This is a genomic window from Arcobacter cryaerophilus gv. crypticus (assembly GCF_002993025.1).
Classification (GTDB): domain Bacteria; phylum Campylobacterota; class Campylobacteria; order Campylobacterales; family Arcobacteraceae; genus Aliarcobacter; species Aliarcobacter cryaerophilus_B.
Genome location: NZ_NXGI01000002.1, coordinates 114865 through 133358 on the forward strand (window position 1 = coordinate 114865; position 18494 = coordinate 133358).

The 18494-nt window shown below is 28.3% G+C and carries 21 protein-coding genes; 10 read left to right on the plus strand and 11 right to left on the minus strand.

Annotated elements, in window-relative coordinates:
• Positions 1-28 precede the first annotated feature (28 nt).
• From CJ670_RS00945 to CJ670_RS00955, 4 genes are all read left to right on the plus strand, one after another.
• A complete protein-coding gene (locus CJ670_RS00945) occupies positions 29-298 on the plus strand; it encodes a type II toxin-antitoxin system RelE/ParE family toxin (protein WP_207763599.1) in 270 nt (89 codons plus the stop codon).
• On the plus strand, positions 285-476 hold the full coding sequence (locus CJ670_RS00950; protein ID WP_105938526.1) for a hypothetical protein: 192 nt from the start codon (positions 285-287) through the stop codon (positions 474-476). Before CJ670_RS00945 ends, CJ670_RS00950 begins: the two co-directional genes overlap by 14 nt.
• Positions 473-637, plus strand: a complete 165-nt coding sequence (locus CJ670_RS10775) for a hypothetical protein (protein WP_165785163.1) — start codon at positions 473-475, stop codon at positions 635-637. Before CJ670_RS00950 ends, CJ670_RS10775 begins: the two co-directional genes overlap by 4 nt.
• Before the next feature lie 70 nt (positions 638-707).
• Positions 708-941, plus strand: a complete 234-nt coding sequence (locus CJ670_RS00955; protein ID WP_105938527.1) for an addiction module protein — start codon at positions 708-710, stop codon at positions 939-941.
• 511 nt (positions 942-1452) lie between these two features.
• Here the strand turns inward: CJ670_RS00955 and rpsU are convergent.
• The gene (rpsU, locus tag CJ670_RS00965; RefSeq protein ID WP_105911410.1) at positions 1453-1665 is read right to left on the minus strand and encodes a 30S ribosomal protein S21; all 213 of its coding nucleotides are present in this window, start codon (positions 1663-1665) and stop codon (positions 1453-1455) included.
• Positions 1666-1779: 114 nt separating this feature from the next.
• On the opposite strand from rpsU, the gene moaC reads away from it, so the two are divergent.
• Positions 1780-2250: a cyclic pyranopterin monophosphate synthase MoaC gene (gene moaC / locus CJ670_RS00970; RefSeq protein WP_105908169.1), complete on the plus strand. Its 471-nt coding sequence runs from the start codon at positions 1780-1782 to the stop codon at positions 2248-2250.
• Positions 2247-2510: an HP0495 family protein gene (locus tag CJ670_RS00975; RefSeq protein WP_105911357.1), complete on the plus strand. Its 264-nt coding sequence runs from the start codon at positions 2247-2249 to the stop codon at positions 2508-2510. Before moaC ends, CJ670_RS00975 begins: the two co-directional genes overlap by 4 nt.
• 4 nt (positions 2511-2514) lie before the next feature.
• On the opposite strand, the gene CJ670_RS00980 is transcribed toward CJ670_RS00975, so the two are convergent.
• From CJ670_RS00980 to CJ670_RS00995, 4 genes are all read right to left on the minus strand, one after another.
• Positions 2515-2778, minus strand: a complete 264-nt coding sequence (locus tag CJ670_RS00980; RefSeq protein WP_105938528.1) for a hypothetical protein — start codon at positions 2776-2778, stop codon at positions 2515-2517.
• Positions 2779-2811: 33 nt separating this feature from the next.
• Positions 2812-3600: a 5'/3'-nucleotidase SurE gene (gene surE / locus CJ670_RS00985; RefSeq protein WP_105938529.1), complete on the minus strand. Its 789-nt coding sequence runs from the start codon at positions 3598-3600 to the stop codon at positions 2812-2814.
• Entirely contained in the window at positions 3575-7138 is a 3564-nt protein-coding gene (gene dnaE, locus CJ670_RS00990) for a DNA polymerase III subunit alpha (protein WP_105938530.1), read from the minus strand. The genes surE and dnaE overlap by 26 nt, the downstream gene beginning before the upstream one ends.
• Positions 7139-7239: 101 nt before the next feature.
• On the minus strand, positions 7240-7782 hold the full coding sequence (locus tag CJ670_RS00995; RefSeq protein ID WP_105911361.1) for a DJ-1 family glyoxalase III: 543 nt from the start codon (positions 7780-7782) through the stop codon (positions 7240-7242).
• 232 nt (positions 7783-8014) lie between these two features.
• On the opposite strand from CJ670_RS00995, the gene CJ670_RS01000 reads away from it, so the two are divergent.
• The gene (locus tag CJ670_RS01000) at positions 8015-8653 is read left to right on the plus strand and encodes a FlgO family outer membrane protein (protein WP_105938531.1); all 639 of its coding nucleotides are present in this window, start codon (positions 8015-8017) and stop codon (positions 8651-8653) included.
• Positions 8654-8657: 4 nt separating this feature from the next.
• Positions 8658-9257 carry a FlgO family outer membrane protein gene (locus tag CJ670_RS01005; protein WP_105911363.1) on the plus strand — a complete coding sequence of 200 codons (600 nt, stop codon included), beginning with the start codon at positions 8658-8660 and terminating at the stop codon, positions 9255-9257.
• On the opposite strand, the gene recJ is transcribed toward CJ670_RS01005, so the two are convergent.
• The 3 genes from recJ to ccoG all read right to left on the minus strand — a co-directional run bounded on the left by recJ (position 9252) and on the right by ccoG (position 13928).
• Positions 9252-10817, minus strand: coding sequence for a single-stranded-DNA-specific exonuclease RecJ (gene recJ, locus CJ670_RS01010; protein ID WP_105911364.1), 1566 nt, complete (start codon positions 10815-10817; stop codon positions 9252-9254). The genes CJ670_RS01005 and recJ overlap by 6 nt on opposite strands.
• Positions 10817-12433, minus strand: a complete 1617-nt coding sequence (locus tag CJ670_RS01015; protein ID WP_105911365.1) for a CTP synthase — start codon at positions 12431-12433, stop codon at positions 10817-10819. The genes recJ and CJ670_RS01015 overlap by 1 nt, the downstream gene beginning before the upstream one ends.
• 112 nt (positions 12434-12545) lie before the next feature.
• A complete protein-coding gene (gene ccoG / locus CJ670_RS01020) occupies positions 12546-13928 on the minus strand; it encodes a cytochrome c oxidase accessory protein CcoG (protein ID WP_105938532.1) in 1383 nt (460 codons plus the stop codon).
• A gap of 208 nt (positions 13929-14136) precedes the next feature.
• Between ccoG and CJ670_RS01025 the strand changes: the two genes are divergently transcribed.
• Positions 14137-15153 (plus strand): thioredoxin family protein, encoded by a 1017-nt coding sequence (locus CJ670_RS01025; RefSeq protein ID WP_105938533.1) that lies wholly within the window; start codon positions 14137-14139, stop codon positions 15151-15153.
• Positions 15154-15179: 26 nt separating this feature from the next.
• Here CJ670_RS01025 and coaE read toward each other — a convergent pair whose 3' ends face one another.
• Positions 15180-15782, minus strand: coding sequence for a dephospho-CoA kinase (gene coaE / locus CJ670_RS01030; protein ID WP_105938751.1), 603 nt, complete (start codon positions 15780-15782; stop codon positions 15180-15182).
• A gap of 1 nt (position 15783) precedes the next feature.
• Entirely contained in the window at positions 15784-16332 is a 549-nt protein-coding gene (locus CJ670_RS01035; protein WP_105938534.1) for a class I SAM-dependent methyltransferase, read from the minus strand.
• 96 nt (positions 16333-16428) lie between these two features.
• On the opposite strand from CJ670_RS01035, the gene purM reads away from it, so the two are divergent.
• On the plus strand, positions 16429-17424 hold the full coding sequence (gene purM, locus CJ670_RS01040; RefSeq protein ID WP_105938535.1) for a phosphoribosylformylglycinamidine cyclo-ligase: 996 nt from the start codon (positions 16429-16431) through the stop codon (positions 17422-17424).
• A gap of 37 nt (positions 17425-17461) precedes the next feature.
• Here purM and CJ670_RS01045 read toward each other — a convergent pair whose 3' ends face one another.
• Positions 17462-18487: a glyceraldehyde 3-phosphate dehydrogenase NAD-binding domain-containing protein gene (locus CJ670_RS01045; RefSeq protein WP_105938536.1), complete on the minus strand. Its 1026-nt coding sequence runs from the start codon at positions 18485-18487 to the stop codon at positions 17462-17464.
• Positions 18488-18494: the final 7 nt, after the last annotated feature.

The following is an 18494-nucleotide window of genomic DNA, read 5'->3' on the forward strand; positions in this document are numbered from 1 at the left end:
AAATAATTTTTAAAAAAATCTATATCTTATTTATGAGTTTATATCAAAAGATAAACTAAGTGCTGCGAAAAACTTCAAAAAAGAACTTTTAAAAACTATTAAAGCATTATCAGATTTTCCTCTAAAATATAGAAAATCATACTATTTTGATGATGAAAATATAAGAGATTTGACTTTTAAAGGATATACAATAGTTTATGAAGTAGATTTTGATAAAAAAGAGATTTTTGTATTTCATATTTTTAATAAAAACTTGCCAATAAATATAAAAAAAGAGAATCAAAATGAATCATATTGAAAAGTTTTTAGCAAATGATACAAAAGGATTTGAAGCTAGAAAAGAGCTATTTGAAAAGATTTCAGATGAGCTTTATGCAATATTTTATGAAAACAAAAAAGTAGATTTTGATATAGATTTACTCTTTGAAGAGTGGATAAATCAGCTTGGTTTTTTGGTGAAAGCATTAAGAGTTTGAGAATTATTTTTTATGTTATAGAAAATGAAGATAAATTTTTGGATTATCATTTAAAAGCAGTCAAAGGAACTCTTATTGTACATAGCGAAAGATGGTTAAATCATTTTGAAGAACTTACACCAAATGAGGCTTTGATTTTACATAAAGTGTTAAATACTTAGTTTTAAAAATCTTAAAATATAAAAATCAAATATGATATAATCAGCAACTTAATTTAAAAAAGGATTTAAAATGTTGGCATTAAATCAAAAACAACTATTAGATGAAGTAGAACTTTTACCAATAGATATAAAAACAAAAATTGTTGATAAAATATTATCTAGCTTAAATCCAACAGATAAAACAATAACTGATTTATGGATAAAAGAGGCAAAAGAGCGAAAAAATCAAATTGAATTAAATCAAACAGAGCTTATAAATGGAGATGAAGTTTTTAGAAAAATTTCTAAAAAGTTTGATAAATGAAATAATTATCTTGGCTATTATGCATCTTAGAAAAAAACCAGATTATTTCTTGAAAAGAAAGCGATAAAAAATTGTCAGTATTTTTGTAAAGAAACCTTAACTACAAAAAACTTTAAAATATAAAAATCAAAATTTATTTACAAATTGCAATATTTCTTTCTATTTTGACTCTCTTTTGCTAAGATTTAAAAAATCTTTCAAGCAAGGAAACAAAATGCAAGATTTAATCATAAATGAAAATAGCATAAAAGATAAAATATACACTATACGAAATATGCAAGTTATGTTAGATAGAGATTTAGCACTTTTTAAATTTGGATGAGATTTTACGTAAGCTAGAGTTATGATTTATGTATCTTTTATGGAGATTTTAGTTAAATCAAGAGAATCTTTAGTTGGAATATCTTTGGGGATGTTTATGATGGCTATAAGCCTTGTATTGTTTAAGTTTATCTAAATAAAAAAAGCCCAATTCCTAGGAACTGGGCTTTTACTTGGAAAATAATAAATCTTATAACCTAGATTCGTATCTTCTAAGCATATATAATTTTTTAAGCATTTTCTTTCTAGCAGAAATTTTTTGTTTTTTTCTAATTTCCGTATTTGGCTCAAAATATCTTCTAGCTCTTGTTTCTGTAACTATAAGGTTTCTGTCGCATTGCTTTTTAAATCTTCTATACGCTTCGTCAAAAGATTCATTATCTCTAACTTTAATGCCTGGCACTAAAATCACCCACTTTCTTTTTAAATTTGAGCTTGGATTATAATTAAATAAACTTAATTCCTATTTAATCTATATTAGAATAGAATATTTTTTTTAAATATTAAGGAAAATGCTATGAATTTAACACATATTGATGATAATAATAGACCAAAAATGGTAGATGTTTCAGGAAAAAATGAGACGCATAGAATTGCAGTTGCAAGTGGAAAGATTACTATGAGTAAAGAAGCTTATGATGCAATTATTGGAAATATTGTGAAAAAAGGTCCAGTTTTGCAAACAGCAGTAATAGCGGCGATTATGGGTACAAAAAAAACAAGTGAATTGATACCTATGTGTCACCCGCTACTTTTGAGTGGAATTAATTGTGATATAGAAGAGTTACCACAAACAAATAGTTTTAAACTTTTTGTTACAGCAAAACTAAATGGACAAACAGGTGTTGAGATGGAAGCTTTAACAGGTGTTAGTGTTGGACTTCTTACAATTTATGATATGGTAAAAGCTATTGATAAAAGTATGATAATTTCAGATATTCAGCTTGAAAGTAAAAGCGGTGGAAAAAGTGGAGATTTTAAAAGATGATAGATTTAAGTGATAAAAAATTAGAGTTAAACTACCCTTGTAGTTGGGAATACAAACTTGTTGTGTTGGAAACTTGCGATATTAAAAAAAGTGTAAAAGAGGTAATTTTTGAGCGAGAACATAATCTAAAGTCATCAAGAACTAGCTCAAAAGGTAAATTCAAAAGTTATAGCTTGGAAATGCTAGTTCATAATGAAGATGATAGAGTTGAACTTTTCAGACTTCTAGGTGAACATAGTGATATAAAAATGGTGTTGTAGATTTTTATAAATCTACCAACTCCCTTTTTAATATCTCTTGATTTAGCTTTTTGATAGCAGTTTTATAGATTTTTTCTACCTCTTTTATATCGTCTTCTTTTAAAAGAGTTTTTATTTCATCTATATTTTTGCCTTCTTCAAAAGCTATGAAAGTTTTGTACTCTCTTTTTGTAAATTTTCTTTTTAATATTTCTTGAAGTTCATCTTCACTTTTTAGAGTTCCTACAAGTTTTGTTATATGTTTTGTAATTGAATTTGTTAAATTCATAGTTTAATCTTTCCTTTTTTTAATTTTTTCTTTTTAGTTTTCTAGCCAATTTTCTAAATTTTGTATATCGCTATGTGATGTCATATCTAGCATTATTGGACTTATTGATACATAGCCATTTTTTATAGCTTCAAAGTCACAAGAGTTATCAAGACTAGGTTTCCAACTTAATGGATGAAGTCCAATCCAGTAGTACTCTTCACCTCTTGGATTTGTATGTCTATGTGCATCATTTCCGTACTCTCTGTATCCAGCTTTTGTGATTTTTACACCTTTGCAATCTTTTGCTTTTAAAGGTGGAATATTAACATTTAAAAACTTTCTTTCAGCTAGTGGGAAAGAGCCACTTTCTATTCTAGATACAAGTTCCAAAATTACATTACAAGCTAGCTCAAAATTCCAATCAACAATAATACTTCTACCCATATCTTCACAAACTTGCGATACAGCAATCGCTGGAACTCCATGAATTACAGCTTCCATTGCAGCACTAGCTGTTCCACTATATGTGATATCTTCTCCCATATTTGCACCGATATTTATACCACTTATTACTAAATCAGGTCGGTAACCATTTTTAAAAAGGTGACCTAAAGATAGGTATATACAATCTGTTGGTGTTGCATCATCTATTTTATAGTATTCATCATCAACACTTATAAGTCTTAATGGCTTATCCAATGTTAAAGAGTGACCACATGCAGATTTATTTTTTGCAGGTGCAACTACCATAACTTTTGCAATAGGACTTAAAGCTTTTATTAAAGCTTTTAAACCAACTGCATCGTATCCATCATCATTTGTTAGAAGAATTTTCATCATCTATTATATATGCTCCTTTTATATTGTGAATTAGTTTTTCAACTGCATTTGATACTTTTATTCCACTTTCAAGTTCTAAGTCGGCTAATTTTGATTTTATGATTATTTTTAACTCTCTTTTTCCTTGATTATTTATTATTAAATCAAATAGGCTGTAAATAGAGTTTTCATCTTCTGAAAATGGAAGAGCAATAGTTAATGGTGGTTCTATTATCTCTTTTGCTTTAATTTTTAATTTCTCTTTTTGAGCGTCGAAAATCGTCTCTATTTTTAAAACATTCATTCTTGTAAATTGGTCGTTTTTTGAAATTCTAACCTTAAAAGCTATTGGTTCATTTAAATCAAAATTCTCTTGAAGATCTTTTAATTTATCTTCAAATAACATAAATTCAACAGTTCCATGAAAATCCAAAATTGATACAATTCCAAATTTAGAACCTTTTTTTGATATTTTTTCAGATATTGTTTCAATCTTTCCAACAATCAAAATCTGGCTACCATCTGCTATCTCATCTATTTGAGAAGATAAAGTATAGTTTATTTTTTCTATTTTATCTTTGTATTCATCAAGAGGATGACCTGAAACATAAAAACCAAGACTAGCTTTTTCAAGCTCTAAAATCTCTTTTTTTGAATATTCAGGTAAATTATCAAGTTCAATTTCTATATTTGTAAGCTCTGTGCTATCGCCAAACAGAGAACCAAGTGACATTTTTTTTGCACTTGAAGCTTTTGAAGCACCATCAACTATTTTTTCTATTTGACTTAATAGTGCATTTCTTGAATATCCAAAACTATCAAAAACACCTGCTTTTGCTAAAGATTCTATAACTCTTTTGTTTACTTTGCTAGCATCTATTCTTGATACAAAGTCTGATAAATTTGCAAAATTACCATCTTCTCTTGCATTTAATATTGAGTTTATAGCAACATCTCCAGCACCTTTAATTGCACCCATTCCAAACATAACAACTTCTCTATCATCGACTACTCTTGCTGCAAATACTAAATCTGATTTATTTATATCAGGTGGAAATAGCTCAAGTCCTAATCTTTTTACTTCATCAACATATCTTACAACTTTATCTGTATTATCTTTTTCAAGTGTTAAAAGTGCTGCCATAAATTCGGCTGTGTAGTAACATTTTAAGTAAGATGTATAAAAAGTAATTAAAGCATATGCTGCTGAGTGAGATTTATTAAATCCATATCCAGCAAATTTTACAATCAAATCAAAAAGCTCTTCTGCATAGGCTTTTGTAAAACCTTTTTCTACAGCACCATCTGCAAATTGACCTTTTAGTTTATCCATCTCTTCTTTGATTTTTTTACCCATAGCCCGTCTAACTAAGTCAGCACCTCCCAAAGAGAAACCTCCAACACTTTGAACAATTTGCATAACTTGCTCTTGATAAACAATAACTCCATAAGTATTTTCCAAAATAGGTTTTAGTGCAATTTCTAGCTCATCATGGAAGTAATCAATCTTTGCTCTTCCATGCTTTCTTTCTATAAAGTCATTTAACATTCCAGATTCCATAGGTCCTGGTCTGTAAAGTGCAAGAACGGCTACAATATCCTCAAAATTTGATGGTTTTAATCTTTTACATAAATCTTGCATACCATCTGATTCTATTTGAAATAGTCCTAAAGTATCACCTGTTTGAATTAAATCATAAACACCTTTATCATTTACATCAACAGTTGCAAAATCTATTTTTCTTCCATGTCTTTGCTCTATTAGTTTTAAAGCTTCATCAATTACTGTTAAAGTTTTAAGACCTAAAAAGTCGAACTTAATCAAATCTACATCTTCAATATATTTTCCATTGTATTGAGTTGCAAGAGTATCAAGTCCGCTTGGTTTAAAAAGTGGAGTTTTATTCCAAAGCGGCTCATTTGAGATAACCACTCCAGCTGCATGTGTTCCTGCATTTCTATTTAATCCCTCAAGTGCAAGAGCATATTCCCAAACTCTAGCTGCAAGTGGGTCTGCTTCGCAAAGCTCTTTTATCTTTGGCTCTTTTTCCCAAGAGTTTTTCAAATCAATTCCCAACTCATCAGGTATTAGTTTTGCCATAGCATCAGCTTTTGCATAAGGCATATCTAAAACTCTTGCAACATCTCTTATAACTCCTTTTGCTAAAAGCTTACCAAAAGTGATAATTTGTGCAACGTTGGCACGTCCGTATTGTTGAACTACATAATCAATAATTTCACCACGACGGCTTTGGCAAAAGTCCATATCAATATCGGGCATTGAAACCCTTTCTGGATTTAAAAATCGCTCAAAAAGTAAACCATAAGGAATTGGATCAATATCTGTGATTTTTAAACTAAATGCAACTAAACTTCCAGCAGCACTTCCTCTTCCTGGACCTACAGGAATTTGCATATCTTTTGCAACTTTAACGAAATCCCAAACTATTAACATATATCCTGGAAACTTCATATTATTAATTATCTCTATTTCTGTTTCTAGTCTATCTTTGTACTCTTGATGTTTATCTTCAGGGACAAGTTTTAATCTATCTATAAGTCCAACTCTACACTCATGGGCAAATAAAATTTTATCATTTTCCAAAGAGTACTCATTTTGTGGTTCTGGAATTTCAATATTGAGCTCTTTTGATTTATCTCTTGTAAATTTAAAGTTTGGTGGAGTTGGATTTCCTAGCTTTATTGTTAAATTACATTTATCTGAAATTTCTTGAGTAGCTTCTATGGCTTCTGGAATATCAGCATAGAGTTTATATATTTGCTCAGGTGATTTTAGATAAAACTCATGAACGCTATGTCTTAATCTATTTGGATCATCATAAAGTTTATTCATAGCAATACACATAAAAGCCTCATGTGCATCTGCATCTTTTTGCTCTAAATAGTGAGTATCATTTGTTGCAACTACTTTTATTCCTGTTTCTTGTGAAATTCTTAAAATCTGGTCATCTACAAAATGCTGGTCACCAATACCATGTCGCATAATTTCTAAATAAAAATCATCACCAAATATCTCTTTGTATTCAAGTGCTATTTTTTTTGCTTCTTCATACCCTTTTGCACCATTTTTTACATTTCGTTCATTTTGAGTATTTAAGTGCCAGTTTACTTCACCTTGTAAACAAGCAGCACTACAAACAAGTCCTTGTGAATGCTTTTTTAAAAGTTCTTTATTTATTCTAGGGTAGTAATAAAAACCATTTATATAAGCTTGGGAACTAAGATACATAAGATTTTTATATCCTATTTCATCTTTTGCATATAAGCATAAGTGAAATCTTTGTCTATTTGTCTTATCGCTTAAATCTTCACTATTATGAATATAAGCTTCCATTCCAATAATGGGCTTTATTCCCTCATTTTTCATTGCATTATAAAAATCTATTGCTCCAAACATATTTCCATGGTCGGTCATTGCAACACTTTTCATGCCAAACTCTTTTAGTTTTTTTGCAAGAGGTTTTATTTTGTTTGCACCATCAAGTAGTGAATATTCTGTGTGTAAGTGTAAATGTGTAAATTGTGGTATTTGTGACATATTTTATAAATCTTCTATTTTATTTTTTAAGTAAAGATTTTATCTAAAATTTTATTGAGAAGATATTAATATCACATAAGCTCTAAGAGAGCTTATATTAATTATGCAAGAAGACCTGTTTTAACTTGATGATAAATATCATCACCTTTTAAAGTTTTTACAATTTCAAGTGCAAAATCAATAGCAGTTGCTGGTCCTCTTGATGTAATTACATTGTTATCAGTAACCACATTTTTATCATCTTGGTAGCCATCATCTTTTATTTTTTTCTCAAAACTAGGATAACAAGTATAATTTTGATTTAAAACTCCTGCTTTGTGAAGAGCATAAGGAGCTGCACAAATAGCTCCAATTTTTTTGTTTTTCTCTTCAAATTCTTTTAAAAGTCTTTGAACATTTTCATCTTCTGCTAAAGTAAAAGCATTTGGAAGACCACCTGGAAGAACTATCATATCAAAATCGCTTGAATATACTTCAGTTATTTTTTTATCCATCTCAATTTTTATATTATGAGCACCTATTAAAACTTTATCTTCAACTCCAGCAGTTACAACTTCTATTCCTGCACGGCGGCAAATATCAATAACTGAAATTGCTTCTATCTCTTCAAATCCATTTGCCATTGGAACTAAAATTTTTGCCATAAATCTATCCTTTTTCAATAGTTCCTACTTAAAAAGGAACTAACATTTTTTAACTATTTTTAACACAATTTATAAAAAATTGTTAAAGTAGCAAATCCTAAAGAGCTTCAATAATGAAGCTTAACTCAAATTTGAAGCTTATTATATTGAATTTTGGTTTATATAAGCTTTTATAAAGGATATATAAGTAAATTTTAAATAAAATCTTAGGAATTTAAAAAGGGGATTGTAAATGTCTAAACAGATTTTAAAATTTGCTATTTTTGTATGTTTTATAACTATTCTTTCAGGTTGTACTCAAAAAAACAAAGAGGTTCAAACTGAATCAGATAAAGTAAATCAGATGAAAGCTGGTATGAATGTTGCGAACTATAAACAAGAGAATATTACAGTTCAAAATAGTTTAGAAGCAACTATAGCTTCTCTTGCAACACAAATGATGATAAATAAAAAACTCGATACAAGCAAGCCATTAATTGTAACTTCTTTTGTAAGATTAGATCAATTCAAAACAACTTCAGAGTTTGGAAGAGTTGTTGGTGAAAGTATGATTGATGAGCTATCAAATAGAGGCTTTAATCTAATTGAGTTTAGAGGTCAAATGGCTATTTCTATAAATGATAAGGGTGAATATTTTTTAAGTAGAAAACCACATGAACTAAAAAAAGAGGTTCCTAGTACTTATGTTGTTGTAGGAACTTACTCAAGACAAAATGGTAAAGTGATTTTAAATGCAAGAGTTATTGATAATATAACTGGAAAAGTAATCACAAGTGCAAGATCTACTTACCTTCATGGTTTAGCTCATGATTGTACAATGTTTGGAGATTGTCCCCCTATGAGAACTATCAAAATTGTAAAAGAGAAATAGTTTTATGACTTTTGAAAAATTAAGAGTATTTAGGTTTTATCTATCTTTAATACTCTTAACACTTTTTTTAGCCTCTTGTGGAGCATATAAAGACCCAATTTCAAAAAATACAAATTTTGATTCAATGATAAACGATATGGTAAAAAAATCGGCTATCAAAATAAAGAGAAATGTATCTTACGATGAGGTTGTTTTGGTATCTGATTTTGTAAATCTTGATAACTTGAAGAATAGATCTCAACTTGGTTTTTTATTATCAAATCTTTTAAAAGATAGGTTATCATCTTTAGATGTTATTGTAAAAGAGATAGAGCTTGGGAAAGAGTTTGAATTTGGACCATCTGGTTTTAATCTTTTAACTAGAGAAAAAAATAGAATTTTAAGTGATAATATTAAATCAAGATATGCAGTTGTTGGAACTTACTCTATTTCTAATAAAAGTTTAAATCTTTTTATAAAATTAATAGATATAAATAGTGGAAATATACTTAGCTCATCTTTTGCAAGAACAGACCTTGATAGCGAAATATTAGATCTTGAAGGAATATCTCAAAATAGAGATACTGAGTTTAGAAATAGTATTAGAAGACCTATGGTCTTATAAAAACTCTTGAATTAAAAAAGATGGAGTAATTACTCCTCTAAACTCATTTTTTGAAATTGATATTATCAAATCCAATTTATTATTTAAGTTTGTATTTGAGTTAAAAAACTTTAAGGCTTCAAACACAAATCCATCACTACTTAAAGTTAATTTTAGATGATTTTTATCTTTACCTATAAGTTCTGATTTTATAAGATTTGCATTTGAAACTCTAAAAAATGGTCGATTATTTTCAAGTCCATAAGGTTCAAAACTTTCAATAATAGAGATAAATTCTAAATCTACACTACTAACATCAAGTTCACCCAAAGTTATAAACTCATTGTGTAATATATCGTCCGATGCTTCAAGCTCTTTGTTTATTATCTCTTTAAACTCATTTAAGTTTTTTTCCAATAAAGATAGACCAGCAGCATTTTTATGTCCACCAAAACCTAAAAGAATATGAGAAGCTTTTGAGATTAAATCATATAAATTTATATTTGAGTTTGCTCTTGCACTACCTTTTGCAATGCCATTTTGTATTGAAAATATAAAGGCAGGTTTTTTTTGACTATTTGATAGCTTTGAAGCAACAATACCAATAATTCCCTCATGCCAATCTTCAGCCCAAACAATTACAGCTCTATCTTCTTTATTTGATTTTTGTTCTGCTTCATTAGAAATTCTTTCTTGAATAGTTTTTCTGTAATTATTTAATTCATCTAAAACAGCTAAACTTTCATATGCGCTAGATTGGTCTTTTGACAATAAAAACTTTAATGCAAGAGTTGCATCATCCATTCTTCCTGCACTATTTAACTTTGGAGCAATTGTAAATCCAATATCATCAGAAACTAAAATATCCTTCTTTAGGTGCAAATTTAAAAGCTTAAAAGCTTCTCTAGAAGAGTTTTTTATCTTTTTTAATCCTTGTCTTACCATAGTGTAGTTAAGGCTAGTCATTGGCATAATATCTGCAATTATTGCTAAACATAAAAGGTCTAAATATGAACTCATATTTATATCATAGTTCATCTCATTTTTTATTGCAGCACAAAAATACCAAGCAACTTGAGCACCACAAATTTCTTTAAATTCAAAATTACAATCTTTTTGTTTTGGGTTAATAATTGCAAGAGCTATTGGAACTTTATCTCCAACAGTATGGTGATCTGTGATTATTAAATCAATGTTTTTCTCTTTTAGTTTTAAAGATGCTTCATATGCAGTTATTCCATTATCAACAGTAATTACTAAACCACTATCAATCATATCAACAATTTTAACAGATAAACCATAACCATGTTCAAATCTATTTGGAATAATATAATCAACTTTTATGCCCAAAGAGTTGAAAAAATCTATCATAATAGTAGTAGACACAATACCATCTACATCATAATCCCCAACAATAGTTATTTTCTCACCATTTAAAATAGCTTGTTTTACTCTTTTTGTAGCAATATTTATATCTTTGAAGTTATTAAAAGATGGAATAGATGCAAGTTTTGAATATGGATTATTCAAATGTCTTGCATTTAAGATTTCAAAAAGTCTATCCTTTGTGATTTTCGACATTATTTAGAAGAATTAGCTTTTCTTACAAAATCCAGAATTATAGGATTTGGTGTCTCTAAATGAGATGTAAATTCAGGATGAAATTGAACTCCTACAAACCAAGGATGATCTTTTAATTCAACCGCTTCAATTAAACCATTTGATTGACCTGAAATAATCATTCCAGCTGTTTCTAATTGTTCTTTATATTTAGGATTAGCTTCATATCTGTGTCTATGTCTTTCAAAATATACATCTTCATTTCCATATGCTTTTTGTAGTTTTGAACCTTTTAATGGCTCAAATGGATACTCTCCTAATCTCATAGTTCCACCCATTGGTGATTTGCTAGTTCTTAGTTGTTTGTTTCCACTTTGATCCATAAATTCATCAATTAAATAGATTAAAGGATTTTTTGTTTCACTATTAAATTCAATAGAGTTTGCATCTTCAATTCCTAAAACATTTCTAGCAAATTCGATTATTGCTAGTTGCATTCCTAGGCAAATCCCTAAAAATACTATTTTATTTTCTCTCGCATATTTGATAGCATCAAGTTTTCCTTTTACACCTCTTGCACCAAATCCACCAGCTACTAAAATAGCATCTACATTTCCAATAACCTCATAAGCTCCTAAATCTTCTATTCTTTCGCTATCACACCAGTGAATATTTATTTTTGTATTTAGATGAGCTCCTGCGTGAATTAAAGATTCCGTTAAAGATTTATATGACTCTTTTAAATCAAGATATTTTCCAACAAAAGCAATAGTAACTTCATCTTGAGGAACTAGAATATTTTTTACAAGTCTATCCCATTTTTCCATATTTGGTTTGATTTTAATATTAAAATGCTCTTGAAGAGGAGTTAAAATTCCCTCTTTTATAAAATGAAGAGGAACTTGATATATAGACTTTGCATCTCCTGCTTCAATAACTGCATTTCTATCAATATCACAAGATAGAGCTAATTTGTCTTTAAGTGCTTTTGGAAGTTCCTGTTCTGTTCTGCAAACAAGCATATGAGGAGTTATTCCAATTCTTCTTAACTCTTGAACTGAGTGTTGAGTTGGTTTTGTTTTAAGCTCACCAGCCGCTTTTATAAAAGGAACTAAGCTAACATGAATATTCATAGTGTTTGATTTTGGAAGTTCGTGTCTAATTGATCTAATAGCTTCTAAGAATGGAAGACTTTCAATATCTCCAACAGTTCCACCAATTTCAATTATTAAAAATTCATTTCCATCCGCAGCTTGATAAATTCTATCTTTTATCTCATCAACAACATGAGGAATTACTTGAATAGTTTTTCCTAGATATCCACCTTCTCTTTCTCTTTTTATTACGCTTTGATACACTTGACCTGTTGTAAAACTATTTATTTTTGTTAAAGTTATATCAATAAATCTTTCATAATTTCCTAAATCAAGGTCAGTTTCAGCTCCATCAGCTGTTACAAAAACTTCTCCATGCTCTAAAGGACTCATAGTTCCTGGATCTACATTTAAGTACGGGTCGATTTTTAACATACTTACTTTAAACCCAGATTGCTTTAATATTGTAGCAATTGAAGCTGATGTAATTCCTTTTCCTAAAGAGCTTAAAACTCCACCTGTTACAAAAATGAATTTTGTCATTAAAATACTCCATAAAAATTATTAAATTTGTAAAATATATAAGCTGTGATTTTATCTAAAAGTTTATAATAAGCAATTTAAACAAGCATCGTGCCGAAGCACTTTGCTTATGTTATTTAAGTTTATCTGATCTTGGGAAGAAAAAAGTAGCTTTTCTAAATACTTTTACTTTTTCTGGATCCTCTTTTGCATAAGCTTTAAGAGTTACTGTAATAGGAGTATCTTTTAGATTATTATCTACTAAAAGTTTATCTGTTTCAAGAATTACAATTTTTTTTGCCATTTTTCCAGGACTTAAAGTAAATGGTTCAAATCTTGTGATTTTTATATCAGGATTATCTACTATTTCTAATTCATAAGTTAAAGTTTTTGACTCAGTATTTTGGAAAAGTAATAAATAGTTATTTGATACAACATTTCCCTCTTTTATTTTATAAAGTTCTGTATCTTTATTCACATTTAGAAGCATATACTCTTTTTCTCCACTCATAACAAAAAGCAGAGCAAAAGTAATAGCAATAGATATAAAATACATAATTGTTGTTTTTCTAAGAAGTTTTGTTGGTTTATTTTCAACAATAGTGTTTGTATTTGACCATTGAACCAAAGAAGGTTTTCCAAGTTTTCCCATAACTGTTGCACAAGCATCTACACACTCAAGACAGTTTATGCACTCAAGCTGCATTCCTTTTCTAATATCAATGTGAGTAGGGCAAACAGTAACACAAGCTTCACAAGCAGTACACTCATTTGCTGGGTCTGGTAAATCTTTTATTTTCCAAACAACTTTTTCTTTTTTTTCATCGTATATTTTTCCACCTCTGTTCGTAGAGTAGATTGCTTGATATGTATTGTCATCATATAAAACAGATTGCACCCTTGAATATGGACAAATATATACACAGAAATCTTCTTTTAAAATAATTACATCGTAGATTAAAAATGCAGTTATACTTAAAACAATTCCTATTAAAAACATATGCTCAAGAGGGTCTTGAATATATGCAAAGAAATCTTGTGGCGGTACGAAATACCACATAAAGTTTGATGCAGCAACTAAAGATAAAATAGACCATAAAATAACACCAATAAATTTTTTGAATTTATTTCCATTTTTACTTAAATCAATATTTTTTTGTTTATTTTTTATTCTTCTAAGTTTTAAAAGTGTAGATTCAATTAAATCTCTGTAAATTACTCTAAAAATTGTTTGAGGACATGCCCAACCACACCAAGCTCTTCCACCAATTGAAGTTATTGCAAAAATTCCTATAAATAACAACATTAATAAAAATGGCATTAAGTATAACTCTTGCATATCAAAAGAAGTTCCCATAAGATGAAACTGTTTTTTATCAAAAGATAATAAGAATAATTGATTTCCATTTACTTTAATAAACGGAATTACTAATGATACTATTGAAACAATAGCATAAACAAAATATCTCTTTTTACGATAAGAAGTTTTTTCTACAAACCCGTCTTTTTCGCTCATTTTAAATCCTTTTACATAAATTTTTTTTAAGATTTCATATAAACACAATTTATTCTTATAGATTTTTATCATAAGATTAAATTATATTTATAGTAAATTTTTTTTTATAAAAAGAATTCTATCATTTTTAGATTAAAGAATTCAAATTTATAGCTTTTTATAATCATAATTTGAATAGAATCAAATTTATTTTAAAATAGGAGAGATTATGAAGTTTGTTTTTAGTCGTTTATTTTTAATTTTTGTTGCAATACTCGTTGCTTCAAATTTAAATGCAAAAGAGGGTAAAGTTATTGGGTCTTCAAGTCATGAAATACCTAGTTGGTTTAAGGATAGTTTTTTAGATATAAGTGAAGATATTGAAGAAGCTAGCGAAAAAAATAAGCATTTTATGATATTTTTGGATTTTGAAGGTTGTCCATATTGTTCAAAAATGCTAAAAGAGAGTTTTGAAGAAGATAACAAAACTAGCCAATTTATCAAAAATAATTTTGATGTTATTGAACTAAATGTTAAAGGAAGTCGTGAATTAACTTGGGTTGATGGAGATGTTTTAACTGAAAAAGATTTAACAGAAAAATTAAAAATTCAATACAGTCCAACACTTATTATTTTTAACTCAAATAAAGAGATAGTAGCTAGAGTAAATGGATATAGAAATAGTACAGATTTTCAATATATTTTGGATTTTATACAAACAAAATCTTATGAAAAAATCGATTTTACAACATACTTAAGTAGTGTAAATAAAAAAGATACATACACTTTTATTCCAAATAAAATGTTTAAAGAGTTAAATGATTTATCAAAAATAAAAACTCCTGTTGCAATTATTTTTGAAGATAAAAGTTGTATTCAATGCGACCATTTTCATAATAAAATCTTAACAAACAAAGATGTAATTGATGAGTTTTCAAAATTTACAATTATTAGAGTTGATGCAAATAGTACAAAAGAGTTAATTTTACCAACAGGTGAAAAAACTACACCAAAATCTTTGGTTGAGAAAATGAATTTAGATTACAGACCAGGAATTTTGCTTTATAATGATAAAAAGTTAATTTCAACAATAGATGCTTTACTTTTTCCTTTTCACTTCAAAGAGGTTTTAAGATATGTTAGTGGAAAACACTATGTACAGTATCCAAAAACTTATTTGGATTATTTAAGAGTTAGACAGGATGAACTTTTAAAGCAAGGTATTGATATAAATGTAGCAGAGTAAAAATTAGCTCCTAATAAAAGTGGGAGCTAATTCAACACCTTTGAGATTAAATCTTCTACTTCATTTTGAAGATGTTTTAAATCTTTTGAGTTGTCTATTATATAAGTACCCAAAGATTTTTTTTCTTCAATATCCATCTGATTTGAAATTTTCAATATAGCCTCTTCTTTGGTAATATTATCTCTATTTTGTAATCTTTTTATTTGTAAATCTTTTGGAGTGTAAATAACAATTGATTTAGAAATAGGGTAGTGCATTTTTTCAAAAAATAGAGGAATATCAACAATATAAGGTTTATTTTGTTCTTCAAAGACTTTTGCCTCTTTTTCAATTTTCTGAAAAATTAGTGGATGAAGTAGTGCTTCAAGTTTTAGTTTATTTTTTTCATTAGAAAATATTATTTTACCTAACTCTTTTCTTAAAACTTTTCCATTTTCAACATATTGTTTTCCAAAAAGTTGTTCTATTTTTTGACTATTTTCATCTAATAGTTTATGAGCTATTTTATCAGCATCTATTATCAAAAAACCATGAAGTTTTAGAAGGTTGCAAACTGTACTTTTACCAGTTGCAATTCCTCCTGTTAGTGCAATTGCATTTTTAAAACTATCTTCTTGTGATTGTTTCATACTATCTTTTTGCAATACCAGTTAAATCTTTATGTTGTTTTGCTGGGAAAACAAAAGAAGCTGTATGAATTTCACTTGAATAATATTCTAAATCATCAAGAAAATCTGCTCTTTGAAGATTTAAGTCAGCCGTTGGGTGATATTTTTTTGAAGCAATTATTGAAGCTTGATGCCCAAATTTATAAGGCATTGCTATCCAAAATTTTTCACCTACTAGCTTTAAATCATCAATTAATCTATTATCATCTCTTGAAAAAACTTTTGAAGCAAAGGCAATAAGTCCATCATCTTTTAAAACATCAAAAAGCTTTCCTACAATTTTTATATCTAGTTTTGTATTTGGTAAAATTACTACGTCGTAAGATTTGTTTTCAATTTTTTCTAAATCGTTTAGTTCTATAAACTTGTAATTAGACTCTTTTTTATGTCTATCAAGCTCATTTATTAAATCACTATTTTCTTGTGATACTACTAAAATATCTTTAGCAAGTTTATGTGTGCAAAGTGGTATATGTACCATCATTTCACTAAATGCAATATTATCTTTCATTTTTGAATTCCTTAAAATTTATAAATAGTCTGCTATAATACCGAAAAATTTTTAATAAATCTTAAGATTTAAGAATATTACGAAAAAAGGTAAAAAATGGCAACAGTTAGTTACAAAGATGCAGGAGTTGATATAGATGCAGGAAATCAATTTGTAGAGAATATCAAACCTTATGTAAAATCTACAATGATTCCTGGAGTTCTTGGAGGAATTGGCTCTTTTGCTGGTGCTTTTGAACTTCCAAGTGGTTACAAAAAACCTGTGATTTTAGCTGGAACAGATGGTGTTGGAACAAAATTAAAATTAGCAATTGATGCTAAAAAATTTGACACTGTTGGGATTGATTTAGTTGCCATGTGTACAAATGATTTGCTTTGTAACTTTGGAGAGCCACTATTTTTTCTTGATTACTATGCAACTGCAAAACTTGAAGTAAATGAAGCAACTCAAGTTGTTAAAGGAATAGCTGAAGGTTGTATTAGAAGTGAGTGCGCACTAATTGGAGGTGAGACAGCTGAGATGCCTGGAATGTACAAAGAGGGAGATTTTGATTTAGCTGGTTTTTGTGTAGGAATTGCTGAAAAAGATGAGCTAGATCGTGTTTCAAAAGTTCAAGCAGGAGATGTTTTAATTGCACTTCCAAGCTCTGGAGTTCACTCAAATGGATTTAGCTTAGTTAGAAAATTACTTCTTGAAAAATTAGGAATGAGTTTAGAAGATGATTTTTTAGGAAAAAAATTAAAAGATGTTTTACTTGAGCCAACAAGAATTTATGTAAAAGAGTTCAAAGCCAACAAAGATAAAATAAATGCTCTAGCTCATATTACAGGTGGTGGAATTACTGAAAATCTTCCTAGAGTTTTACCAGAAAATTTAACAGCAGTTGTGCAAAGAAGTAAAATAAAAGTTCTTCCAATTTTTGAATTTATGGCAAATCATGTAGAGCAGCAAGAGATGTATAGAACATTTAATATGGGTGTTGGAATGATACTTGTAGTAAATCCTTCAAATGTAGATGCGATTTTAGCTTCAACTGATGGTTATGTAATTGGTGAGTTAAAATCTGGAGAGAGAAAAGTAGAGTTTATATAAAAACTCTTTTGTAAAAATTAAAAGGCTAGATTTTTATCTAGCCTTTTTTTATATCTATATATTTTAAAATCTCAACAACTTTAGAGGCATATCCCCACTCATTGTCATACCAAAGTAAAAGTTTTATCATATTTTGTTTAACTTCCAAAAATCTATGATCTATTATAGTTGTAAATTTCTCTTTTTTAAAATCACTTGAAACAAGTGCTTCAAAATTGTTTAAAACTATTGGAAATTTTTGATTTTTCTCAAACTCTAAAAAAAGATTTTTTATCTCATCTTTGCTTGAAATTTCTTTTGTAAAAAGTGTTACATTTATAACTCCAACTGTATCTGTTGGAACTCTTAGAGAATTTGAGCTTATTAAATTTGAATTAAACTTTTCTAAAGCATAAGAACAAGCTTTTATAGTAGTTGTTTGACTTGGAATTATATTTTGAGTTGAGCTTCTTCCAAATTCAAAGTTTAAATCAACATCTCTTGTTGCACTTTGAACAAAACTTCCATCTAAAACTCTTTGATGATTCAAAAGTGGATGAATAGTTACAATATCTCCACAAAGAATCTCTTTTTTATCATCAATTATTTTTAAAGCAGGAAGAAGTGCAGTTGCATTACAAGAGCTTGTAGATATTATTTTGTGATTTTTTATATCTAGGTTCTCTTCATTTACACCCAAAACTATATTTATATCGGCATCTTTTTGAGGATGAGTTAAAATTATTTTATCTACTTTTAAATTTCTTAATATATTTAAATCAGTTTTTTGACCACTTGCATCAATTAAAATATCAACTCCATCTAAATTTAACTCTGATATATCTTTGTAGTTTGTAATTTTGATTTTTTGTCTGCTATTTTGAATATAAGAGTTTTCAATAACTTTAAATTTATCATTTAGTTTTCCATAAGTTGAATCATAGTTTATTGAATAAACTATATTTTCAAGTGATGGATTTATCTCATTTATTGCTACAATTTCAAAATTTTCGTCATTTAAAAGCTGTTTTAAAATTGATTTTCCAATTCTACCAGCTCCATTTAAAACAATTTTTATACTCATAATTTAA